We start from the raw sequence: 21,190 nt of genomic DNA on the forward strand, positions 1-21,190 counted from the left end.
CGGCTCGATCCGGGATCGGTTGTTCGCGTTGCCCGCCGAGACCCGGGTCAACACCGGGCACGGAGACGGAACGAGTATCGGGGACGAGTCCCCGCACCTCGAAGAATGGATCGCCCGCGGGAACTGAGGTTCGATGTTTCGCAGCACAGTGTCAGCGATGCCCAGCTTGGGAGAAGTCTCTCCCGGCTGCCGGGGCGAGTCAGCCGGGGTTTGTCGGTGGCCCGAAGTAGGGTCCTGTCCGTGATCATCGTGAGTACGGACGGCTCTTGTCTGCGTAACCCCGGCGGAGCAATCGGGTGGGCGTGGGTCAATCACACGGGTCCGAGCAACTCCGGCGGCGAGCCCTCGGGCACCAACCAGGTAGCCGAGCTCCGCGCCTTGCTCGAGGCAGTGTTGGCCCACCCCGGCCCGGAGCCGTTGCTGATCGAATCGGACTCTCAGTACGCCATCAAGTGCGCGTCGGAGTGGCTGGCAGGCTGGAAGCGCAAGGGGTGGAAGACTGCGGGCGGCACCCCCGTGCGCAACCTCGATCTGGTGCAGAGCATCGAGCGAGCCATCACCGAACGCGAGGGGCCGGTGCGATTCCGGTGGGTTCGCGGCCACGTCGGCAATCACTTCAACGAAGCAGCCGACGCGCTGGCGGGCGAAGCCGCCCGTGCCATCGCGGCCGCCGGAGCGAACGCGGTGCCTGCACCGACCGAGGCTCGCAGCGGACCCGTTGCACAGAAGGAATCCGTTCCCGCTGCGCCGCGCCCGTCCGAACCGGAGATCGCCACCCTGTTCTGACGGCCGAGCCGCGCGCATGTTCCGGATCAGCCGCGGGGTCTCATCCGCGCGTTGGGTAGTTCCGGTGCGTGCAACCTGGGCCCGGGGTAGCCCTCCACGGTGCCGAACTGACCGTTCTCGGCCTCGTACGCGGCCCGATACTCCACCACGTCCTCGTGGCTGCGGCCGACGAAGTTCCACCACATGACTATCTGTTCACCGAACGGCGGACCGCCCAACAGGAGGAATCGAACCGGTTCGCGGGCGGGATTGTGGAGCTGCATCGACCGGTGCCCGGGTTCGAGGTAGCCGAGTTCGGCTGCGGCCAGATCGGTCTCGTTCAGCGTCACCGATCCTTGGTCGACGACAACTCCGTGTTCGTAGGACTCGTCGATCTCGACGCTGACCCGCGCCCCGGCGTCGAGCACGATCTCCGCTCCGAGCAGTGGCGTGTACGTCGACACCGGCGAGGTCTCGCCCAGAAGCGATCCGAGAAACACCCGAGCGGTCAGGCCGGGCCGGGAGATCGAATCGGGAACGTAGTGCTCGAAAGTCGGTGCCACGAAACGGGATACGGCGGGCAGTGCCACCCACAGCTGCATCCCGTGCAGGATGTCGGTGTCGGGTGTCGACACCTCGGAGTGGCTGATGCCCTGCCCGGCCGTCATCAGGTTGAGCTCCCCGGGCCGCACCATCGCATGAGATCCGACGCTGTCGCGATGCTCGATCTCACCGGAGAACAGCCAGCTGACGGTCTGTAGGCCGGTGTGCGGGTGCGGTGCGACGTCCATGCGCGAGTGCTCGGGCCCGTAGTGGTCTGCGAAACACCATGCGCCGATGAGGGATCGGTCCTTGTGCGGCAGGGTGCGGCGCACCTTCATGGCACGAGGGCCGCCGAGTGGAACCTCGCGTGGGGTGAGGACCTGGATCATCAGTGCTCCCGGATGTCGGTCTGGGCGAGTCTGAGCTTGGTGCACAGACTGTCGAGTGTCCTGAGTTCGTCGGTGTCCAATGCATCGCCGACGTAGCGCCTGATGCGGGCGGCGTGTTTGCGTCCGATCGAGGCCTGCAGGTCTGATCCCGCGTCCGTCAGGCAGATCACGGTCCCGCGTTTGTCCGACGGATCATGCTCTCGGACAACGTAACCCATCGCCTCGAGTCGGTCGCACATCCGGCTCAGCGACGGTTGGCTGAGCAGGATCTCGTCGTTGAGTCGACGCAGTCGGAGTCTGCGGTCCGGGCTGGTGCTCAGGGTGAACAGCACGTCGTATTCGCGCATGCCGATCGGATCCCAGATGTCGTCGGCGGCGAACCGGCGCATCAGGGAAACCTGGGAGCGAAACAGCGACTCCCAGGCGTTCACCGCCACCTCCGTGTCAGACGGCAACTGCTGGTTCCTTCGCAGCGGCCGCGGCCTTCTCTGCCAGCATCGAGGCGTGGGTCGGAGGACTCTCCGGAACGCCGGCCGGGCGTCGGGCAGCGAATTCCTTGCGCAATACCGGTACGACGTCCTCGCCCAGGATGTCGAGTTGCTCGAGCACTGTCTTCAGCGGCAGGCCGGCGTGGTCCATCAGGAACAGTTGACGCTGGTAGTCGCCGAAGTAGTCTGCGAATGCGAGCGTCTTCTCGATCACCTGCTGTGGAGATCCGACGGTCAGCGGGGTCTGCTCGGTGAACTCCTCCATCGTGGGGCCGTGGCCGTAGACGGGTGCGTTGTCGAAGTACGGTCGGAATTCGTTCACCGCGTCCTGGCTGTTCTTGCGCATGAACACCTGACCGCCGAGACCGACGATGGCCTGGTCGGCGCGGCCGTGGCCGTAGTGCTCGTAGCGCTCCCGGTAGAGATCGATGAGCTGGATGTAGTGCTCTTTCGGCCAGAAGATGTTGTTCGCGAAGAAGCCGTCACCGTGGTAGGCGGCGATTTCTGCGATCTCCGGGCTGCGGATCGACCCGTGCCAGACGAACGGCGCAATGTCGTCGAGCGGACGGGGAGTGGACGTGAACCGGTCGAGTGGCGTCCGGAAGTTTCCCTCCCACGTGACGACGTCCTCGGTCCACAGGCGTCGCAGCAGCTGGTAGTTCTCCAGAGCCAATGGGATGCCCTGACGGATGTCCTGTCCGAACCACGGGTAGACCGGGCCGGTGTTGCCGCGACCCATGATGAGGTCGACGCGTCCCTCGGACAGATGCTGAAGCATCGCGTAGTCCTCGGCGATCTTGACCGGGTCGTTCGTCGTGATTAGCGTCGTCGACGTCGACAGGATCAACTTCTCGGTGGTGGCCGCGATGTAGCCGAGCATGGTCGTCGGTGACGAGGGTACGAACGGCGGATTGTGATGCTCGCCGGTTGCGAAAACATCCAGACCGACGTCCTCGGCATGCTTGGCGATGGTGACCATCGATCGAATGCGCTCGTGCTCGGAGGGCGTCGTCCCGGTGGTGGGGTCGGTGGTGACATCTCCGACGGTGAAGATTCCGAACTGCATGGCGTGCTCCTACCCGAACGACAAGTTCATGCGTTTGCATTGACTATGCCGTACAACCGGGGTGCGGTCCGGGTTATTTCCGCGGCGGTCACTGCACGAGCGACGCGGTTCCGGTGAGCAACCGCACGTCGTACGACTCGGTCGGGCCGTGCTGCTCGGTGGTTCCGCCGTGCACGGTGTACAGCACTGCGTACGAGGTGAACGTGACGTCCTGGCCGTCGTCCGTATCGATGTTGACGCGGGGCAGAACGACGAGCAGGTGGGTCCGGTTACCGTCCGAGAGGGTTTCGACGACGCTCCGCACCTCGAATCCCAGATCGGATCGGGTGACGTCGGTGGATTCCAGCGTCTCTCCACTGAGGACGAGCTGCGCCGCCCACACTCCGGCGGAGCGATGGGCGTCGACGGTTCCGGTGAGGTCGTCACCGCTGAAGTCGTAGTGGTTCGCTGCTGTGAAAGGCATGGTCACAGGCTATGCCTCGGTCGGTGATAAAACTTCGAAAGAATTTCCCATCCGCTACCCATCCACCCGGCGACGGGCCCCGAATGGTCAATGAGACACCCGCTACTGCTGTCGCCCCCGACCGCCGTCAGTAGTGGGTGTCTCCCTTTGTTTTGCAGTGGCTTCGTCTTGGACGCCATAGGTGGGCCGTGAGCCCGTATCGGCCTTCCGATTCCCTAGCATCGACTTCATGGCGTTTCGTATCGTTCCTGTCACGGCCGAGTCGTGGCGGTCGTTCCGCGCGCTTCGCCTCGAGATGTTGGCAGATTCGCCGAAGGCCTTCGGCGAGACTCTCGATGCTGCGTCGCGGCAATCGGACGACGACTGGCTGCGGCGAGCCGCCGAAACCAGTTCTGCGCTGTCGTGTGGATTCGCCGCGGTGGACGACGCCGGTCGATGGGTAGGGATCATGCGGGCTCGGGTCGAGGACGGCAGGACATTTCTGCTGGGCGTCTACGTGACGCCGCTCCTGCGGGGCGAAGGCTTGGCCGAAGCCTTGCTGCTCGAAATCGAGCGGTGGGCCGGCGAACGTGGGCACGACCAGCTGACGCTGGAGGTGCACGAGCACAATCAACGCGCCCAGGCGTTCTATCGGCGCATGGGATTCAACGACACCGGTGACAGAGTCCCTTACCCCCTTGCTCCCCAGGAGCACGAAGCTGTGATGACCAAACTGCGTGCTGCGCGACCGTAGGCCCGTATTCGAGTTCGTTGGATGCACCGACGTGCCGCAGTTCGAATCGAGCGCGCGTCTAGGATTCGGAGATGCCGGCATCCAAGACCGAACTGTCCGCCGAACTTCGAGCGCTGCTGGGGCGAGACCGTCGTGATCTTGCTGCGGCACTGCTCACCTCCGCCTTCACGCCGGTCCTGGACGACATGTATCCGTGGGTTACCGGATCTCGGCTGGGTGAGGCGCTCGCCCGAGACGCCGGAATCCGAGTCAGTAACTGGTCGTGGAGCATCGGCCGCAATCCCGACGCCACTCTCGCGCGGCTGATTCTCGAGCTCGTTCTGCTGTGGGAAGGAGCCGGCCTGGCGTGCCGTGGGCTCGCGCTCGACGGTAACGAGGTCGTTCTCCTCGCTCGCGGTGAAGAGCTACTGCGAGCCGGGGATCCTGACTCTGTCCGCCGCGCACTCGCGTGACCGAGAGCCCAGTTCGCTGAGTCGACTGATCAGTCTGTCGGTATCGAGTCCGCTACGTCCGACGGCGAATTCGGTCAGCGGCACCACGCTGTGGAATTCGGTACGCACATCGCGGTCGTACAGAACATCGACCAGATTCGCGAAGCGCTGAGCCGCGAAGTCGTCCACGCTCGCGAGAGCCGGAATGTCGGTGATCGTCAGCTGCGGTGCTTTCTGGACCATCTCGAGGTAATCGCCCGTCGAGCGGGCAGCGCAACACAGCTCGGCAAACGTTCGACCACCCGAGACGGGCCCCACGGTCCATGTCCCCGAGGCAAAGCGCGATCCACTGGCGCCGGCGGCGCGGTAATCGACGGGGCCGTCGACACGGACTACGTCGAGGCACTTCTTCAGCTTCTCGATGGTCGGGACGAACGCCGGGTGGAACAGCGGATTCGGCAGCAAATCGTCGGGCGCGTAGTTCGAGGTGACGACCAGGACGATGCCACGGGCAAAGAGTGCGTCGAGCATGCGCGTGATGAGGCGGGCGTCTCCGATGTCGTGGACGTGAAATTCGTCGAAGCACAGCAGTGCCGCCGGAGCCGATCCTGTCGACAGGACATCGTCGATGGCTGCGTCGATGGAAAACCCGTGGCGAAAGTACGCCGCGTGGAGATCGCGGAAGAAGCTATGGAAGTGCACGCGTTTCTTCGCAGTGGTGTCGGCCGCGGCGAAGTAGCTGTCCAACAGCCAGGTCTTGCCACGCCCGACCGGTCCCCACAGGTAGACACCTCTGTCGCCGGGTGTCGACAGCATGTCTGCCGCTGCGGCCTGGGCGTCGTCGAGAGTGAAGGCAGCGTCGAAGACGTGTCGCGATGCGGTCGGCCTCATGTCACGAACCGTACGCCCCGCTACTCTACATTTGTAGAGGGCGTGTGTAGGGTCACTGCTGTGGACCGCCGCACCGCCATCGCCGACGCCGCACTGGGTGTCATCGCCCGTGACGGCTTGCGCGTGTTGACGCACCGGTCGATCGATTCTGCGCTGGACTTTCCGGCAGGGTCCACGTCGTACTACTTCCGCACCAAGGCCGATCTGCTCGCCGCCGTGGCTACCCGTCTGATCGAGCTCTCGCGGGCATCGTTTCTGGAGATCGTCGGAACCGAAACCGATGTTGCGACGGTGATCGCACGCTATCTCGACGCTGCGATCACCCATCGCATGGTCGAGCTCCGGGCTCGCTACGCGCTGATGCTCGATCCTGCGGTCCCGGCCGACATCAGGGCCGACTTGGCCCGTTCGTTCTTCTCACTCGAACGGGCCAGAGAACTGTTCGACGAGCCAGCCCACGGAGACGGCTTGGTCTCGCTGTGCGAAGGACTGATGGCCGACGCGATTTTCGGCCGTGGAACCGCGAAAGGGGCTGCGGGACTACGGCTTCCGATATCGGTCTATCTCGCCGGGATTCCGTCTCAGAACGGGTAGCCGACGCCAGTGAGTTTCTCGCTGGCGTCCCACAGCTGGGCTGCGAGTGCGGGATCCTGAGCCATCTTGGTCATGCTCGCCGGGCCCGGCTTGCCGCGGGACTCGAACAGCGATGTGGGACCGCTGTAGGTGCCGCCGCCTGCGACGTCGACTGCATAGAGTGTGGGAAGCGCTCCGGCTCGGGCGGACTGAGAGATGAACTTGAGTCCGATGGGTGCCAGGGCCGCCAGGATCTTGTTGCTGCCCAGGCCGTCCGGGCTGGAGTAGAGCTCGGTCGACGAGATGCCGGGGTGTGCCGCATTGCTGGTGACCTTGGATCCGGCCTTGTCGATCCGACGCTGCAATTCCAGCGCGAACAGGATGTTGGCGAGCTTGGAGTTCGCGTATCCGCGTTGCGCGTTGTAGCCACGCTCGAGCTGGAGGTCGTCGAAGTCGAGCTTGGGGCGCTGACGGTGCGCGACCGAGGCGACGGTCGTGATCTTCGCGTCGGCGGCGAGCTTGGGGAACAGCAACCCGGTCAGCGCGAAGTGGCCGAGATGGTTGGTGCCGATCTGGAGCTCGAACCCATCCTTCGTTTCGGTTCGCTTCGCCGGCATCATGACGCCCGCATTGTTGATCAGAATGTCGATCGATTCGGGAGCCGACTCGGCGTACTTGCGGACCGAACCGAGGTCGGCCAGGTCGAGGGTGGCCGTGTCGACAGTTCCGTTCGGGGCCTCCGCGCGGATCTTCGCCGCTGCGGCGTCGGCCTTGTCCTGGTTGCGGCAGGCAAGCGTCACGTGATCGCCGCGCTTGGCCAGCTCCAAAGCTGTGTAGTAGCCGATACCGGTATTCGCTCCGGTGATGACAACGCGTTTCTGCTTGGTTTCGGGCACGGCAACAGGCTACCGGTCTGTTTTAGAATGCGCCGGTGAGTACAGCAGAACCCCTCTTTCCGGCAGGGATCGGAAACCCCGCGATGCGGGCATTGCGAGCTGCGGGATATACCTGTCTCGACGACCTGGCCGGGGTGCCCGCTGCTGAGCTCGCGTCACTGCACGGAGTCGGACCGAAGGCAGTGAGGATCGTTCAGGAAGCGCTCGAGCGCACCGGCAGGTCACTGAGCTGAACGGTCACGTCCAATGTCCGGGACGGGTCAACGCCTCGGGTAGCTGTGTCGATCTGTCACCGAGCGCCGCATTGATCTGGAATTGAGTCGCGAAGATCGTCTCGCGCAGATTCGCACCGCGGAGATCGGCACCGCGAAGATCGGCCCCGATCAGGTCGGCCCAGCGCAGGTCGGCACCGCGCAGATTCGCCCCGATGAGGTACGTACCCCGCAAGCTCGCACCGCGGAGATCCGCACCGGCCAGCTTGGCTCCGATCATGTCGCGACCGCGATAGTTCTTCTTCTTGCCCGACACCTCTGCGCGCACCAGATCGCTGGCATCGAGCAGCACCTCGTTGACCCGCGAGCGCACTGCGAAGACGTCGACCGACAACAGGACCTCGGGAGTCTCCGACGTGAGAGCGTCCAGCTCCTCGTACTCGTGGGCAAGCCGACCGTGCAGGGATGCGGTCGATATCCGGCCACATGCATCTGCCAGGTACCAGAGCAACTCGTGCAGATCCCGCATGATCGGGAACACCGCGAACATCTCCGACGAATTCGACGGCTTCTGCCGCCAGTCCCGCCCCGCGAACGTCGATTGCGACACTTTCTGCCCCGCACCGAAACAGTCGTACACCGTGCATCCGGGAAAGCCCTTCTCCCGAAGCGACGAGTGGATGCCGCAGCGCGAGTCCTGCTGAAGGTTGCGGCACGGTTCCCCGGCGGCTTTGTCGACGGCGAAATCCGACGACTTGGCGAAGGGCAGAGCAACGCAACAGAGTCCGAAGCAGCTGCCGCAATCGGCGAGCAGATTCTCGGGTGGGCTCATGTGCTCACTCTGTCCTTCGGGCGGCCGCAGCGTCAAACGAGAATCGTCACTCCGGACGTCGGAGGAGTGCGACGAGCTTCTTCGGGGCCCGGGTGCAGTAGCTCTCCGTGATCAACTCGCCGAGTTCCGTTCGATCCACCGACTCGTCGAGCAGCATGCCGATGATCTCGGGTCCCCAGCCAGGAGCGAAGAAGCCATCCCGCTTCGACAATGCGTCGAGTTCTATTCCGGAGGAACGGAATACGAGGACATGCGCCGGTCCGTCGGTCCCCGCCGCTGTTGCGAATGCCGGAGGAGTGCCGTCGACAATGTCGAGGACGTGTGCGAAGGTGCGCCCGCGTACCCGCCATCGAGTACCGACCCACGCCTGCTCCTCGTAGGTCTCGGGCAACGCCAGACACATCTGTCGGACCTCGGGTTCCCAGTTCATTCGACTCCCTGTGACACATGCCGGGCTACAGTATTTCAGCGCGGGGCAGTTGGGCGCAGGCACTTGGAGGAGGCTCCATCCATGGTGAGACCCAAGTACGACGAGGTCGTGTCCGGTCTGCGCGGGGCCGGCTGCGTGTTCGCCGAAGAAGAAGCCGGCATTCTGATCGAATCTGCGTCGGACAGCGACGATCTCGCCGCCCTGCTCGCTCGCCGTGTCGCAGGGGAACCGCTCGAACACATCGTCGGCTGGGTGTGGTTCTGTGGCCGACGCGTCGCCGTCGAACCGGGGGTATTCGTGCCCCGTCGGAGAACTGAATTCCTGGTGAATTGTGCTGCAGCACTTCAGCCGTCGCGATTATTGGACATGTGCTGCGGATCCGGTGCGGTAGGACTGTCGGTCGGTGGCGTCACCGAATTACATGCCGCCGATCTCGACGCAGCGGCCGTGGAATGCGCCACGCGCAACCTGGCTGCCGTAGGTGGCACGGTGCACCGCGGCGATCTGTACGACGCCTTACCACCGGAGTTGCTCGGCTCCTTCGATGCGATAGTGGTCAACGCGCCGTACGTCCCGACGGCCCACATCGAACTGATGCCGCGAGAAGCGCGATTGCACGAGCCACGCATCGCGCTCGACGGCGGCGAAGACGGTGCCCGGTTCCACCGTCTCGTGGCCGAGGGGGCACCTGCATGGTTGGCCCCCGGCGGTCACTTGCTGATCGAAAGCAGTGCAGCACTGGCTGATTCGACTCTGCGGGCAGTGCGCGACTGCGGATTCCACGCGCGGGTGAGCACATCGGACGAGTTCGACGCGGTGGTCGTGATCGCTTCGCGTACGTGACGAGTCGAGTGCCACACGGCCGGTTTCGGAGGCGCGTTTCGACTGTGCGTTTCGACTGGGGCGTTTCGTGGCATTCCCGAACGGATCCCGATAGAGAAAAGAGGCTGTTCGACCATGACTACTTTGCTGTTCGCGGTAACCGCTGCCGACCATTGGACCCTGAACGACGGAAGCAAGCACCCCACCGGGTACTGGGCCGAGGAGCTCGTCGAGTCCCATCGCACATTCGTAGAGGCCGGGTGGGACATCACGGTGGCGACGCCGGGTGGCAAGGCTCCGGTCGTCGACGAGGGCAGTCTGGCCGTCGACGCGAACGGCGGCGACGAGCAGGAGGTGGCGGACCAGAAGAGCTACCTGGCCTCGATCGAGTCGATCCTGTCCTCGCCCGCGAAGCTGGAAGACCAGAAGGCCTCCGACTTCGACGTCGTGTTCGTCCCCGGTGGCCACGGACCCATGGAGGATCTCGCCGTCTCGACGAGCTTCGGTGCCCTCGTGGTCGAATTCCTCGATGCGAACAAGGTGGTCTCGGCGGTGTGCCACGCACCGGCGGCCCTCCTGCCGGCCGTCCGTACCGACGGCTCCTGGGCTTTCGACGGGTACGAGCTCACCGGCTTCACCGACGAGGAAGAGACCCAGGCCGGGCTGGCCGACAAGGCCCCATGGCTCCTCGAGACCCGGCTGCGCGAGAACGGTGCCAAGTTCGAGAACGCCGACGCCTGGTCGCCGCATGTGGTCGTCGACCGCAACCTCTACACGGGCCAGAACCCCGCATCGACGCGTCCTCTCGCGGAGAAGCTGGTCAGCGCCCTGAAGTAAAACGCCGTGGACGGTCGGTGTTCTGCCCACGGAGAACATCGACCGCTCGGGGAACATCACTACTCCTTTCGAAGTTGAGCCCCTATAGCTCAATCCTTTGGAGGAGAAGTGACCGAAACCGTTCGTGTCCCCGTACTGTTCTTGACCGACCCGATCGTCCTGCCCGGAATGGTGGTGCCCGTCGAACTCGACGAGGCCGCACGCGCCGCCGTCGACGCAGCGAAGGCGAGCAACGACGGCACGCTGCTCGTCGCTCCCCGACTCGAAGATCGGTACGCCGCTTATGGCGTTCTCGCCACCATCGTGCAGATGGGACGGTTGGCCGACGGTCGCCCGGCCGCCGTTATCAAGGCAACTCGTCGTGCGCACATCGGCCACGGGGTCAGTGGCCCCGGGGCGGCCCTGTGGGTCGAGGCCGAACCCGTCGCCGATACGACCCCGAACGACGACCTCAAGGCGCTCGCGGCCGAATACAAGCAACTCGTCGTCGCGATGCTGCAACGCCGCGATGCCTGGCAGGTGATCGACTCGGTCAACAAGCTCACCGACCCCGGCGCGATCGCCGATACCGCGGGTTACGCGTCGTACCTCACCGACGTGCAAAAGCGTGACCTGCTCGAAAACCCGGATGTGGCAGCGCGATTGAACTCGCTCATCGAGTGGACCAAGGCTCACTTGGCCGAGGTCGAGGTGAACGACAAGATCTCCGGCGACGTCCGAGAGGGCATGGAGAAGACGCAGAAGGAGTTCCTCCTGCGCCAGCAGCTCGCTGCTATCCGAAAAGAACTGGGCGAGGACGAACCCGACGGTGCGGATGATTACCGCGGCCGTGTCGAGGCTGCGGACCTGCCCGAGAAGGTGCGCGAACAGGCGCTCCGTGAAGTGGGCAAGTTGGAGCGGGCCAGTGATCAGAGCCCCGAGTCGGGGTGGATCCGCACCTGGCTCGACACCGTGCTGGATCTGCCGTGGAACAACACCACGACCGACAACACCGACATCGATTCGGCGCGAGCCGTTCTCGATGCCGACCACCACGGACTCGACGACGTGAAGGACCGCATCGTCGAATATCTGGCCGTTCGCGCACGGCGCTCCGAGCGGGGTATGCAGTCCGTCGGCGGACGCGGCTCCGGTGCCGTCATGGTTCTCGCCGGACCTCCCGGTGTCGGTAAGACCTCGTTGGGCGAATCGGTGGCCCGCGCTCTCGGTCGTACCTTCGTCCGTGTTGCCCTCGGTGGGGTTCGCGACGAGGCCGAGATCCGCGGCCACCGTCGCACCTACGTCGGCGCATTGCCGGGCCGCATCGTGCGGGCGATCGGCGAGGCGGGATCGATGAATCCTGTTGTGCTGCTGGACGAGATCGACAAGGTCGGTTCGGACTACCGTGGTGATCCCAGCGCCGCACTGCTCGAGGTGCTGGACCCGGCGCAGAACCACACGTTCCGCGACCATTACCTCGATCTGGATCTCGACCTGTCCGACGTCGTGTTCCTCGCCACCGCCAACGTGATCGATCAGATTCCCGGCCCACTGCTCGATCGCATGGAGCTGGTGACCATCGATGGATACACCGAGGACGACAAGGTCGTCATCGCTCGGAACTACCTGCTTCCGCGTCAGATGGAGAGGGCGGCAGTCACATCCGACGAGGTGACCGTCACCGACGCCGCACTGCGCAAGATCGCTGCCGATTACACCCGCGAGCCCGGGGTGCGGCAACTCGAACGCTTGCTGGCCAAGGCTCTACGTAAGGTGGCGACGAAACTCGCGGGCACCACGGACGTGCTCGAGATCGACGAGCCGGATCTGGTGACCTACCTCGGTCGTCCGCGCTTCACCCCCGAGGCGCACGAGCGAACCGAAGTGCCCGGCGTCGCAACGGGTCTGGCAGTGACCGGGCTCGGCGGCGACGTGCTGTTCATCGAGGCGGCCTCCACCGAGGGCGACGCGGGCCTCACGCTCACCGGCCAGCTCGGCGACGTGATGAAGGAGTCGGCGCAGATCGCGCTGTCCTACGTGCGAGCGCACGCAGCTCGATTCGGCGTCACTGCCGAATCACTGGATCGCAGTATCCATGTGCACGTTCCGGCCGGGGCAGTGCCCAAGGACGGTCCTTCGGCGGGCGTGACGATGGTGACGGCCCTGGTGTCGATGGCCACCGGGCGTCCGGTGCGGTCGGACGTGGGAATGACCGGAGAGGTGACGCTCAACGGACGTGTGCTGCCGATCGGTGGAGTCAAGCAGAAGCTGCTGGCGGCTCAGCGCGCCGGGCTGAAGACGGTGTTCATTCCGGCACGCAACGAACCCGATCTGGACGACGTCCCTGCGGAGGTCCTGGAGGCGTTGGACGTTCGGCCGATGACCGACGTGGCCGACATACTGGCGCTCGCGCTGGAACCGGCGGAAGCTGCCGCTGCCGCGTGAGGTGACGGCGACCGTTCTCGGGCTCTGCTTGACCTCGAGTTCGGTCGAGGTTCTACGTTGGTGTCATGAGCATGGAGATGACCGCGTGGAACCAGATGTATCGCACGATGAACAGTTCCGGCGCGCAGTCTTCGTTCTCCAAGGAGACTGCGCGTCGGATCCTGTCGTTCGCAGCACCGCATCGGCGCGCCCTCGGCGGCTTCCTGGTGCTCAGCGTCGCGCTGGCGGTGCTTGCGGTGGCAACTCCGGTACTGGCCGGGCGGGTGGTCAACGCGATCGTCGACGGGCGAGAGCTACGTGTGGTGGTGCTGTTGGCTCTGGCCATCGCGGTGATCGCCATCGTGGACGCAGGCTTCGGTCTGATCAACCGGTGGCTCTCGTCCAACATCGGTGAGAGTCTGATTCTGGATCTGCGCACCGCAGTGTTCGACCATGTGCAGCGGATGCCGATCGCCTTCTTCACCCGCACCCGAACCGGCGCTCTGGTCAGTCGCCTCAACAACGACGTCATCGGTGCCCAACGCGCATTCAGCACCACGTTGTCCGGAGTCGTCAGCAACGTGGTGACGCTGGCTCTGACGCTCGTGGTGATGATCGGAATTTCGTGGCAGATCACTCTGCTCGCGCTGATCCTGTTGCCGGTGTTCGTGCTGCCGGCACGTCGCATGGGTCGACGCCTCGCACGTCTGCAACGCGAAGCGGCAGCGCACAATTCGGCGATGAGCACCCAGATGACCGAGCGTTTCTCGGCCCCGGGAGCGACACTGGTCAAACTGTTCGGGCATCCCGACCAGGAATCCGTCGAGTTCGCGGTTCGAGCCGCCCGAGTCCGCGACATCGGGGTTCGGAGCGCGATGGTGCAGACCGTGTTCGTCACGGCGCTCACCCTGGTGTCGGCTCTGGCCCTCGCTGTGGTCTACGGACTCGGCGGCTTCTACGCACTCAGTGGTCGACTGGACCCGGGTTCGGTTGTCGCACTGTCCCTTCTGCTGACCAGGCTCTACGCGCCGCTGACCGCACTGGCGAGTGCCCGTGTCGAGGTCATGAGCGCGCTGGTCAGTTTCGAGCGCGTGTTCGAGGTGCTCGATCTCGTTCCTCTGATCGCCGACAAGCCCGACGCGACGGTGCTGCCCCCGGGGCCGGTGGCCGTCGAACTCGACGACGTCAGGTTCGCATACCCGTCGGCCGACAAGGTGTCGCTCGCGTCCCTGGAGGAGGTCGCAACTCTGGATTCCCGTGGCGGCGAAGAGGTTCTGCACGGTGTGTCGTTCCGGGCCGAACCCGGTCAGATGGTCGCCCTGGTGGGTACCTCCGGTGCGGGCAAGTCCACGATCGCGCAACTGATCGCTCGGTTGTACGACGTCGACAGCGGCGCAGTGCGGCTCGGCGACGTCGACGTGCGAGACCTGACCGCCGAATCCGTCCGCAACACAGTGGGAATGGTGACTCAGGACGGTCATCTGTTCCACGAAAGCATTCGCTCGAATCTGCTGTTGCCACGGCCCGACGCCACCGAGGACGAACTGTGGGACGCACTGTCGCGGGCCAGGCTCGCCGATCTCGTGCGTTCCTTGCCCGACGGGCTCGAGACGATCGTCGGCGAGCGCGGCTACCGCCTGTCCGGCGGGGAGCGTCAACGCCTGACGATCGCACGGCTGCTGATCGCGCAGCCGCGGGTGGTGATTCTCGACGAGGCTACGGCCTCACTGGATTCGACGTCCGAGGCCGCCGTGCAGGCAGCGCTGGCCGAGGCGCTCGAGGGTAAGACGTCGGTGGTGATCGCGCACCGGCTCTCGACCATCCGAGCAGCGGACGCCATCCTGGTGATCGAGAACGGACAGGTCATCGAGCGCGGAACACACGACGAGCTCCTCGCAGCGGGCGGCCGCTACGAGGAGCTGCATCGAACACAGTTCGCGCACACCGTGCCAGCGGAGTGACCTAGGAAGGCCGGGAGCGCAGCCTGCGGAGTGACCTATGAAGGCCGGGAGCGCGGCCTGCGGAGTGACCTATGAAGGCCGGGAGCGCAGCCTGCGGAGTGAGCTAGGAAGGCCGGGAGCGCAGCCTGCGGAGTGACCTATGACATCGGATCTGGGACCACGGTGGCCGGGTCGTTGTCGGTTGCGGCGGCCAGCATCGGGGTGAATCCGTCGATTGCGTAGTCCAGGGACAGTGGGCTCGAGTAGCCGAGAGCCGACGGTAGGTCGGTGCTGAACGAGCCGATGTAGACGGTGCGGTCCTGCTTCACGACGTCGAGTGCGGCGATCAGCGGGTTTGCCTGCAGTTGTTCGCGGCTCTGCCCGGCGATGACGAGGACGTCGGTGTCGAGTCGACTGAGGTTTTCGGGACTGACCGTTTCGCTGGCGTCGGGGATCTCGAAGCCGAGGTCGGTGAAGAACAGTGCTCGGATGTCGTCCTTACCGAGAACGAAGTAGCTGCCGTCGTCCATGACGAACGCGAGTGTCAGTGCCTTGCCGGCGAACTGAGGGTTGTCGGTCTGGGTGGTCTCGAACTTCTGCTCGAGCTCGGCGGTTCGCTCGTCGGATTCCTGCTTCTTGCCCAGTGCCTCGCCGACCACGGCGAATTCCTGCTGCCACGTGGCCGCGGGGACGTCGTCGTATCCACCGATGTCTGCGATCGTCGGGGCCATCGCCGAAAGTTGGTCGTACTGGCCTTGATCGATGAACGAGTACGGTCCGAGGATCAGGTCGGGTGACTGCGCAGCAATCTGCTCGAGGTTCAGGTCGGTGCTGCCGACCTCGGGGATCTCGTTGCCGCCCAATGCTTCCTGGGCCCACGGGCGTTGGCGGTAGTCGTAACTGAGATTTCCACGGGTGGCGACGGGCTTGACTCCGAGCGCCAGCGCGAAGTCCTGCTCGTTGAATCCGATGGTCACGACGCGGGAGGGTGCGGCGTCGATGACCGTCTCACCGAAGTGGTGCTCGATGGTGACGGGAAAGCTGCCGCTGTTCTCGGCGTTGCCGGAGGCAGCGGATTCGTCGCTGGACGAACAGCCGACCGCCAGTGCCATGACTGCGGCACCGGCGGCGACTACGTGGACGGTCTTCTTCATGGGGACTCCTCGCGCGTGTATTTGCGAGGTTAGCCTAACCGACCCACGTGCTCATCCAGCACGCACCGGGTCGGACAATACGGTCAGCAGTTGGAAACGGCAGGTACTCCGGCGAACCGCTGATCGATCCATTCGAGCGCCTGTGGCAGTCCGAGTACGGCTGCTGTCAGGTGATCGTTGCTCGGCACCTTCACCTCTGTCACCAGCACTCCGGCGCGGCAGTAGCGGGCGATCGTGTTGTCGATGGCGCTGACCGGGATCAATGCATCGGACGGGCTGTGCCACTCGAAGTACGGGGCCTTCGGGACTCCCGGGTACAGCTCGACACTGTTCTCGTTGACGGCGGCGATCATTTCCGGACTGTTGATCAGGTCGAGCGTGCCGGCGACCTCCATGGCGCTCTTGCCTGCACCCGCGGCGATGATGTCGTTGGTGCACCCGTTCTGGATCTTGCGCTCGATCTCCTTACCCACCGGGTTGAGCTGAGAGCTGATCGGAATGCGGTTGGGGTATTCGCGTTCGATACCGAGAGCGGCCGCGAACGCCAGACCGAACATGGGGTGCGGTGCGAAACCGAGATCGCGGGCCATGCGTTCGAGGTTCATCGGAGCGCCACCGTTCGCGCTGCCGACGATGTTCAGCTCGGGTGCGTAGTCGTTCTGGAGCGCCGCGGCCCACGCTGTTGCCATGCCGCCGCCGGAGTAGCCGGCCAACGCAACCGGGCTCTGCTGAACCTGGATGGGGGCGAAGCGCTGCGTGGCGCGAATGCTGTCGAGCACGATCTGTCCGCCGAGCTTCGCGGCACCGTAGGCGCTTCTGGGTCCGAGGTGATCGGCGATGGCGACCGTCCAACCGCGTTGCAGAACAGCGTTCAGAGCGGGAGCTTCACGGATCGCCAGATTGGGGTCGTTCGACCAGAGTGCTTGTGAGGGTGCACATTCGAGACCGAGCGCATTGATGATGTGTTGGTAGGAAAGCAAAGGTCCATTGGGCGCTTTGTTGCGCGGAACCAGAATCGTGTTGATCGCCGCAATGGGATCACCCGCCGAATCGGTCGAGCGGAACTTCAGCTGCCACACGTCGACATCGAAGAATCCGGGCGGGGGCGGCATCGGCCGACTGGAAATCACGTCGCCTGGCTGCATTCCCGACAGATCTGCTGGCGGTGCACCGAATCCGTCTGCGATCGGGGTCGGCATCAACGGGTCGGCCGCGGCCTGACCTGCACCGACAAGCGTCGAACAAAAGACAGCGACCGCCGTCATGCTGACAGCGCCTGCCAACTTGAGAACCCGCATCTGGTAAACCCCTCCATGCCTGAATCGAAACGGCGCGCGTTTCGACGATTCGGCAAGCCCCCGTAGAGCCGGCCCGCAACTCGATATAGCTATTGAACTGTGACTCGTTACGCTCCCCGGGCGACGATGAGCGCAACGGTACGCACCCGGTGATTCTATGGCAACCGAAGAACGGTTTTTCTGCCGGTTTCTGGGATTCGACAAAATTCGCCGCTGTAATACCGGCGTGGGCTACTCGGGAACGACGTCCGTCGGCGACTTGTCCGGGCGCAGTCCGCGCCAGCTCGGGTGACGCAGGTGGCCGGATTCGGTGGCCTCGTAGAACCGCACTTCTCCGACGAGAACCGGCTCCACCCATACGGCACCGCGCCTGTCGGCAGTGGGAAGCGTCGTGGAGAAAGGACTGTCCGACGTTTCCAGCGGAGCCAGCAGACCGGCGAGTGAATCGAGCGCGCGATCGTCGAAACCGGTGCCGACGCGACCGACGTAGCGAAGACCGTCGCCGTCGGGGATCCCCATCAGCAGTGAGCCGAATCCGCCGGAACGACGCCCCTGGCCGCGTCGCCAACCGCCGATCACCACTTCTTGCGTGCGCCAGTTCTTGTACTTGATCCAGGTGTGGGCGCGCTTGCCCGGCTGGTAGATCGAATCGGTGCGCTTGGCGACGACTCCCTCCCACCCCCGCTCACGGCTCTCGGCGATGGCGTCGGCAGCCGAACCCGTCAGCAACGGTGGTACCAGAACCGAGTCGAGGCCGGTGGTGAGCAATTCCAACAATCGTCTCCGGTCGGAGTACTTCTTGCGCACGAGGGAAGTGCCGTCGAGATGGAGCAGGTCGAAGGCGATGAACCGGATGTCGTCGCGGGCGGCGTTCTGCAGCTTCTCGAAGCTGCTGATGCCGTTGCTGTCGAAGACGACCGCTTCACCGTCGATGACGGCGTCGTGATCGGCCAGGTCCTCGGCGAGAGAGCCGATGGCTCCGAACTTCTCGGTGTAGTCGCTTCCGCTTCGGGTGCGCAGGGACATCGAACCGTGAGTCAATTCCGCGACGATGCGGAAGCCGTCCCATTTACCCTCGAACGACCACTCGTCCTCGGGTAGATCGAGTATGTCGCCCGCTGTTGCAAGCATCGGTGAGATGTTCTTCAGCACCGGCTTGTCCGTCGACGGGCTCTCCTGGCTTTTCTTGTGTGCACTGTCCTGTCCGGGTTGGTCTTTCATCAAGTGCATGAGCCACTGGTTGCCCTTGGTGCGGATGAGGGCGAACCGTCCGCTCGCTTTGGCTCCGTGCAGAACGACGATGACTTCGTCGTCCCTCCACTTCTCGAGCTCATACGTTCCGCTGTCCCAGATCGAGACGTCACCGCCGCCGTACTCGCCCTTGGGAATTCGTCCGGCGAATGTTGCATATTCCAGTGGGTGGTCCTCGGTGTGGACGGCCAGACGGTTCTGCCCGGTCTCGACCGGGATGTTCTTGGGCACGGCCCACGACACCAGGACTCCGTCGTGTTCGAGCCTGAAGTCGTAGTGCAGGCGTCGGGCATGGTGTTCCTGAATCACGAACGTATCGTCGTTACCCTGGGGCTCGGCGGTTTTCGGGATGGGCTCCGGAGTTCGATCCGCGCTACGCATGCTGCGGTACTTGCCGAGCTTGTCCGTGCCGGAGGTGTCGTGTTCGTCCGCTGCCGGCTTCGGATCGAGATCGGCCAATAGGTCTCCGGTGTCGTGGAACCGTTCCAGAACCTCCTCGAATCGAAGTTGTTGCAGTCCTGGCGATTCGAGCTCCTTCCAGGTTCGCGGGGCCGCGACGGTGGGCAGGGACCGGCCCCGAAGTGAGTACGGCGCAACGGTTGTCTTCTTTCCGTTGTTCTGACTCCAGTCGACGAATACTCGACCCGTGCGCTTCGCTTTCGCCATCGTGGCGGTCACCCGATCCGGTGACCGTTCTTCGAGCAGGGTGGCGACGCGTTTGGCGACGGTGGATGCGCCGGACGTCGACAGCGGTTTGTCCAGTGGTACGTACAGGTGAATTCCCTTGCTGCCGCTGGTGACCGGGTACGCGGTCATGTCGATGTCTGCAATGAGGTCACGTATTTCGCAGGCCACCTCAGCGCATCGGGCGAGGTCGACGTCGTCGCCGGGATCGAGGTCGAAGACCATGCGGGTGGCAGGGCCGTGTTCGGTGCCGTCGAAACGCCATTGCGGCACGTGCGCTTCGATGGCCGCCTGCTGCCCGAGCCACACCAGATCCGCTGCGGTGGAGAACAACGGGTAGGTGACGACTCGGTCGGAGTGCTGCATGGATCGGCGGTCGAGCCAGTCGGGTGCGGATGCGGCGAGATTCTTCTCGAAGAACGAGGATTGTTCGACGCCGTTCGGCCATCGCTTGCGGGTCACGGCGCGTCCTGCGACGTGCGGCAGCATCGCCGGGGCGATGGCAGCGTAGTACTCGATGATGTCGCTCTTGGTGGTGCTGGTTTCTGGGAACAGCACCTTGTCGAGGTTGGTGACGGAGACCTTTCGGCCTTCGATCTCGAGCGTGGCCATCGTCTCAGGTTAGTGCTCGCCGTCTGAACCTGCGACCAAGTTGTGACAGGCTCGAATGCATGGCAACGATCAGTGTCTCGGTACAGATGCCCGAGAACCCGCAGGGCGCGTGGGACAAGGCTTCCGCGCTCGACCGGTTCGACGAGTGGATGACCATCCACGGTGGTTGGTGCAGTCCGCCGCCGAACAAGGTCGGCAAGGGCACGAAGGTCGAGTCGCTGGTGAAGGTGAAGGGTTTCAAGAACACGATCAACTGGGAGTTCACCGAGTACGAAGAGCCGAAGCTGATCGAGATGTCGGGCCGCGGCAAAGGTGGAGTGAGGATCTCGCTGACCGTCCACGTGCGTGAGGCCGAGGGCGGTTCGGAGCTGACACTCGACGCGAAATTCGGTGGGGGCGTGCTGTTCGGTCCGGTGGGTTCGGTGGTCGCCCGTGCACTCGATACCGATGTGAAGCAGTCGGTGGCGAACCTTGCTGCATTGAAGTGACGGCATCTCGGGATTCCTGAAGTAGCTGTCGGACAATCTCTTCCAGCCCCGCACCGTGTTCTCGGTGCGGGGCTGGTGTGCGTTCAGGTGGTTATGCGATGTGGGGGCCTGCTCGGGCGTGGGATGGTCTGGGTTGTCGGTAGGGGTCGACGGTTGCCGGGGGTACGAACCAGGGGTGCTGATCGGTGCCGATGAAGACTTCCCAGTCACTGTGGTGGATCAGGCGGTGGTGGAACCCGCAGAGCAGGACGAGGTTGTTCATGTCGGTGGGTCCGCCGTCGGTCCAGTGCCAGATGTGGTGGCCTTCGGTCCAGGCGGCGGGTTTGCCGCAGCCGGGGAACGCGCAACCGTGATCGCGGGCGGTGAGGGCGCGTTTCTGTTTCGCGGTGACGGTGCGGGCGGTGCGGGCGAGGTTGAGTGGGTTGCCGTTCTCGTCCATGACGATGGCGGTGAGGAGGCAATCACACGCCAACTGGCGGGAAGTGTTGCGGGAGAGGGGTCCCATCCAGGGCAGCCAGCCGACGGTGGTGCCGTCGCCGAACAGGTCCCGATATGCGCCACGATCCGCAGTCACTGAACCGGCCTCGTTGTTGGTTTCTGCTGTGGTGTCGATGTCGACCGGGTCGACCAGGTCTGAGTCGAATTCTGTTGTAGCGCATGTGGTTTCGTCATCGGTGATGTCGTCACTGCTCTGACCGCTCAGGCTCTGGAGGTCCTGCAACCGGATGTGCAGGTTGACGTGCGGCCTCTCACCGCCCTCGGTGGGGCGGTCACTGGAGGCGAGGTAGCGGTCGAGGATGTGCCCGAAGGCGTCGGCTCTGCGCTTGGCGGGGCTGCGGTCGTCTGGGGTGCCGTCTGCGGCGGGTCGGGGTTCGGTCAACGGCGAAAGCGCGGTGAGCAGCTTTTCTCCGGTGATCGCATCGAAATCCATCTTCGCCACGAGACGTCCGTTGAGGGTTTTCGAGGCGAAGAGTTCGTTGCGGTCGGTG

22 protein-coding genes and 1 pseudogene are annotated in these 21,190 nt (G+C 64.4%); 11 read left to right on the top strand and 12 right to left on the bottom strand.

Annotation, left to right across the window (positions count from 1 at the left end; genetic code table 11):
- Both CH285_RS23770 and CH285_RS23775 read left to right on the top strand, forming a co-directional pair.
- Window positions 1–127, top strand: a pseudogene (locus CH285_RS23770) (MBL fold metallo-hydrolase); the annotation flags it as partial.
- A 113-nt stretch (window positions 128–240) separates the two neighbouring features.
- Complete coding sequence (locus CH285_RS23775; protein ID WP_032367901.1) at window positions 241–786, top strand: ribonuclease H family protein; 546 nt, start codon at window positions 241–243, stop codon at window positions 784–786.
- Between the two features lie 26 nt (window positions 787–812).
- Here the strand turns inward: CH285_RS23775 and CH285_RS23780 are convergent, their stop codons facing one another.
- The 4 genes from CH285_RS23780 to CH285_RS23795 form a co-directional block, all read right to left on the bottom strand.
- Window positions 813–1,697, bottom strand: a complete 885-nt coding sequence (locus CH285_RS23780; protein WP_094643620.1) for a pirin family protein — start codon at window positions 1,695–1,697, stop codon at window positions 813–815.
- Entirely contained in the window at window positions 1,697–2,152 is a 456-nt protein-coding gene (locus CH285_RS23785) for a MarR family winged helix-turn-helix transcriptional regulator (protein ID WP_032369579.1), read from the bottom strand. Before CH285_RS23785 ends, CH285_RS23780 begins: the two co-directional genes overlap by 1 nt.
- On the bottom strand, window positions 2,142–3,251 hold the full coding sequence (locus tag CH285_RS23790) for an LLM class flavin-dependent oxidoreductase (protein ID WP_032369578.1): 1,110 nt from the start codon (window positions 3,249–3,251) through the stop codon (window positions 2,142–2,144). The genes CH285_RS23785 and CH285_RS23790 overlap by 11 nt, the downstream gene beginning before the upstream one ends.
- A gap of 88 nt (window positions 3,252–3,339) precedes the next feature.
- A complete protein-coding gene (locus CH285_RS23795) occupies window positions 3,340–3,714 on the bottom strand; it encodes a hypothetical protein (RefSeq protein ID WP_094698424.1) in 375 nt (124 codons plus the stop codon).
- A 229-nt stretch (window positions 3,715–3,943) separates the two neighbouring features.
- Between CH285_RS23795 and CH285_RS23800 the strand changes: the two genes are divergently transcribed.
- Both CH285_RS23800 and CH285_RS23805 read left to right on the top strand, forming a co-directional pair.
- Complete coding sequence (locus CH285_RS23800) at window positions 3,944–4,447, top strand: GNAT family N-acetyltransferase (RefSeq protein WP_032369576.1); 504 nt, start codon at window positions 3,944–3,946, stop codon at window positions 4,445–4,447.
- 71 nt (window positions 4,448–4,518) lie between these two features.
- On the top strand, window positions 4,519–4,899 hold the full coding sequence (locus CH285_RS23805) for a hypothetical protein (protein WP_032369575.1): 381 nt from the start codon (window positions 4,519–4,521) through the stop codon (window positions 4,897–4,899).
- Here the strand turns inward: CH285_RS23805 and zapE are convergent.
- Window positions 4,852–5,769, bottom strand: a complete 918-nt coding sequence (gene zapE, locus CH285_RS23810; RefSeq protein ID WP_094643619.1) for a cell division protein ZapE — start codon at window positions 5,767–5,769, stop codon at window positions 4,852–4,854. The two genes, CH285_RS23805 and zapE, sit on opposite strands and share 48 nt — an antisense overlap.
- 60 nt (window positions 5,770–5,829) lie before the next feature.
- On the opposite strand from zapE, the gene CH285_RS23815 reads away from it, so the two are divergent.
- On the top strand, window positions 5,830–6,363 hold the full coding sequence (locus CH285_RS23815) for a TetR/AcrR family transcriptional regulator (protein WP_032382326.1): 534 nt from the start codon (window positions 5,830–5,832) through the stop codon (window positions 6,361–6,363).
- On the opposite strand, the gene CH285_RS23820 is transcribed toward CH285_RS23815, so the two are convergent.
- Window positions 6,351–7,238 (bottom strand): oxidoreductase, encoded by an 888-nt coding sequence (locus CH285_RS23820; RefSeq protein ID WP_032382327.1) that lies wholly within the window; start codon window positions 7,236–7,238, stop codon window positions 6,351–6,353. The two genes, CH285_RS23815 and CH285_RS23820, sit on opposite strands and share 13 nt — an antisense overlap.
- Window positions 7,239–7,273: 35 nt before the next feature.
- On the opposite strand from CH285_RS23820, the gene CH285_RS27590 reads away from it, so the two are divergent.
- Window positions 7,274–7,471 carry a DNA-binding protein gene (locus CH285_RS27590; RefSeq protein WP_032382328.1) on the top strand — a complete coding sequence of 66 codons (198 nt, stop codon included), beginning with the start codon at window positions 7,274–7,276 and terminating at the stop codon, window positions 7,469–7,471.
- A 4-nt stretch (window positions 7,472–7,475) separates the two neighbouring features.
- Here CH285_RS27590 and CH285_RS23825 read toward each other — a convergent pair whose 3' ends face one another.
- Both CH285_RS23825 and CH285_RS23830 read right to left on the bottom strand, forming a co-directional pair.
- On the bottom strand, window positions 7,476–8,282 hold the full coding sequence (locus CH285_RS23825) for a pentapeptide repeat-containing protein (RefSeq protein WP_094643618.1): 807 nt from the start codon (window positions 8,280–8,282) through the stop codon (window positions 7,476–7,478).
- 46 nt (window positions 8,283–8,328) lie between these two features.
- The gene (locus tag CH285_RS23830) at window positions 8,329–8,712 is read right to left on the bottom strand and encodes an MmcQ/YjbR family DNA-binding protein (protein WP_032389341.1); all 384 of its coding nucleotides are present in this window, start codon (window positions 8,710–8,712) and stop codon (window positions 8,329–8,331) included.
- An 81-nt stretch (window positions 8,713–8,793) separates the two neighbouring features.
- On the opposite strand from CH285_RS23830, the gene CH285_RS23835 reads away from it, so the two are divergent.
- The 4 genes from CH285_RS23835 to CH285_RS23850 all read left to right on the top strand — a co-directional run bounded on the left by CH285_RS23835 (window position 8,794) and on the right by CH285_RS23850 (window position 14,735).
- On the top strand, window positions 8,794–9,555 hold the full coding sequence (locus CH285_RS23835) for a putative protein N(5)-glutamine methyltransferase (RefSeq protein ID WP_094643617.1): 762 nt from the start codon (window positions 8,794–8,796) through the stop codon (window positions 9,553–9,555).
- A gap of 114 nt (window positions 9,556–9,669) precedes the next feature.
- The gene (locus CH285_RS23840; protein WP_094643616.1) at window positions 9,670–10,371 is read left to right on the top strand and encodes a type 1 glutamine amidotransferase domain-containing protein; all 702 of its coding nucleotides are present in this window, start codon (window positions 9,670–9,672) and stop codon (window positions 10,369–10,371) included.
- Between the two features lie 108 nt (window positions 10,372–10,479).
- Window positions 10,480–12,795, top strand: a complete 2,316-nt coding sequence (gene lon, locus CH285_RS23845) for an endopeptidase La (protein WP_094643615.1) — start codon at window positions 10,480–10,482, stop codon at window positions 12,793–12,795.
- Between the two features lie 65 nt (window positions 12,796–12,860).
- Entirely contained in the window at window positions 12,861–14,735 is a 1,875-nt protein-coding gene (locus tag CH285_RS23850) for an ABC transporter ATP-binding protein (protein ID WP_027495230.1), read from the top strand.
- A gap of 137 nt (window positions 14,736–14,872) precedes the next feature.
- Here CH285_RS23850 and CH285_RS23855 read toward each other — a convergent pair whose 3' ends face one another.
- From CH285_RS23855 to CH285_RS23865, 3 genes are all read right to left on the bottom strand, one after another.
- Window positions 14,873–15,868: an iron-siderophore ABC transporter substrate-binding protein gene (locus CH285_RS23855; RefSeq protein WP_094643614.1), complete on the bottom strand. Its 996-nt coding sequence runs from the start codon at window positions 15,866–15,868 to the stop codon at window positions 14,873–14,875.
- 83 nt (window positions 15,869–15,951) lie between these two features.
- On the bottom strand, window positions 15,952–17,166 hold the full coding sequence (locus CH285_RS23860; protein WP_094643613.1) for a lipase family protein: 1,215 nt from the start codon (window positions 17,164–17,166) through the stop codon (window positions 15,952–15,954).
- A 231-nt stretch (window positions 17,167–17,397) separates the two neighbouring features.
- Window positions 17,398–19,713 carry an ATP-dependent DNA ligase gene (locus CH285_RS23865; protein ID WP_094660277.1) on the bottom strand — a complete coding sequence of 772 codons (2,316 nt, stop codon included), beginning with the start codon at window positions 19,711–19,713 and terminating at the stop codon, window positions 17,398–17,400.
- A 59-nt stretch (window positions 19,714–19,772) separates the two neighbouring features.
- Here CH285_RS23865 and CH285_RS23870 point away from each other — a divergent pair, with 59 nt between their 5' ends.
- Window positions 19,773–20,201, top strand: a complete 429-nt coding sequence (locus CH285_RS23870) for a type II toxin-antitoxin system Rv0910 family toxin (protein ID WP_027495234.1) — start codon at window positions 19,773–19,775, stop codon at window positions 20,199–20,201.
- Between the two features lie 91 nt (window positions 20,202–20,292).
- Here the strand turns inward: CH285_RS23870 and CH285_RS23875 are convergent.
- Window positions 20,293–21,190, bottom strand: an 898-nt coding sequence (locus CH285_RS23875; RefSeq protein WP_143545008.1) for an HNH endonuclease signature motif containing protein, incomplete at its 5' end; no start/stop codon positions are given.

The sequence above is a fragment of the Rhodococcus sp. 05-2256-B1 genome, from assembly GCF_002258465.1.
Classification (GTDB): domain Bacteria; phylum Actinomycetota; class Actinomycetes; order Mycobacteriales; family Mycobacteriaceae; genus Rhodococcoides; species Rhodococcoides fascians.

What these genes read in the sequence shown, in the direction of transcription:
- CH285_RS23790 (WP_032369578.1), bottom strand. Translation starts at nt 3,251, where the DNA reads ATGCAGTTCGGAATCTTCACCGTCGGAGATGTCACCACCGACCCCACC.
- zapE (WP_094643619.1), bottom strand. Translation starts at nt 5,769, where the DNA reads ATGAGGCCGACCGCATCGCGACACGTCTTCGACGCTGCCTTCACTCTC.
- CH285_RS23850 (WP_027495230.1), top strand. Translation starts at nt 12,861, where the DNA reads ATGAGCATGGAGATGACCGCGTGGAACCAGATGTATCGCACGATGAAC.
- CH285_RS23800 (WP_032369576.1), top strand. Translation starts at nt 3,944, where the DNA reads ATGGCGTTTCGTATCGTTCCTGTCACGGCCGAGTCGTGGCGGTCGTTC.
- CH285_RS23865 (WP_094660277.1), bottom strand. Translation starts at nt 19,713, where the DNA reads ATGGCCACGCTCGAGATCGAAGGCCGAAAGGTCTCCGTCACCAACCTC.
- CH285_RS23835 (WP_094643617.1), top strand. Translation starts at nt 8,794, where the DNA reads ATGGTGAGACCCAAGTACGACGAGGTCGTGTCCGGTCTGCGCGGGGCC.
- CH285_RS23855 (WP_094643614.1), bottom strand. Translation starts at nt 15,868, where the DNA reads ATGAAGAAGACCGTCCACGTAGTCGCCGCCGGTGCCGCAGTCATGGCA.
- CH285_RS23795 (WP_094698424.1), bottom strand. Translation starts at nt 3,714, where the DNA reads ATGCCTTTCACAGCAGCGAACCACTACGACTTCAGCGGTGACGACCTC.
- CH285_RS23830 (WP_032389341.1), bottom strand. Translation starts at nt 8,712, where the DNA reads ATGAACTGGGAACCCGAGGTCCGACAGATGTGTCTGGCGTTGCCCGAG.
- CH285_RS23840 (WP_094643616.1), top strand. Translation starts at nt 9,670, where the DNA reads ATGACTACTTTGCTGTTCGCGGTAACCGCTGCCGACCATTGGACCCTG.
- CH285_RS23825 (WP_094643618.1), bottom strand. Translation starts at nt 8,282, where the DNA reads ATGAGCCCACCCGAGAATCTGCTCGCCGATTGCGGCAGCTGCTTCGGA.
- CH285_RS23870 (WP_027495234.1), top strand. Translation starts at nt 19,773, where the DNA reads ATGGCAACGATCAGTGTCTCGGTACAGATGCCCGAGAACCCGCAGGGC.
- CH285_RS23805 (WP_032369575.1), top strand. Translation starts at nt 4,519, where the DNA reads ATGCCGGCATCCAAGACCGAACTGTCCGCCGAACTTCGAGCGCTGCTG.
- CH285_RS23860 (WP_094643613.1), bottom strand. Translation starts at nt 17,166, where the DNA reads ATGCGGGTTCTCAAGTTGGCAGGCGCTGTCAGCATGACGGCGGTCGCT.
- CH285_RS23780 (WP_094643620.1), bottom strand. Translation starts at nt 1,697, where the DNA reads ATGATCCAGGTCCTCACCCCACGCGAGGTTCCACTCGGCGGCCCTCGT.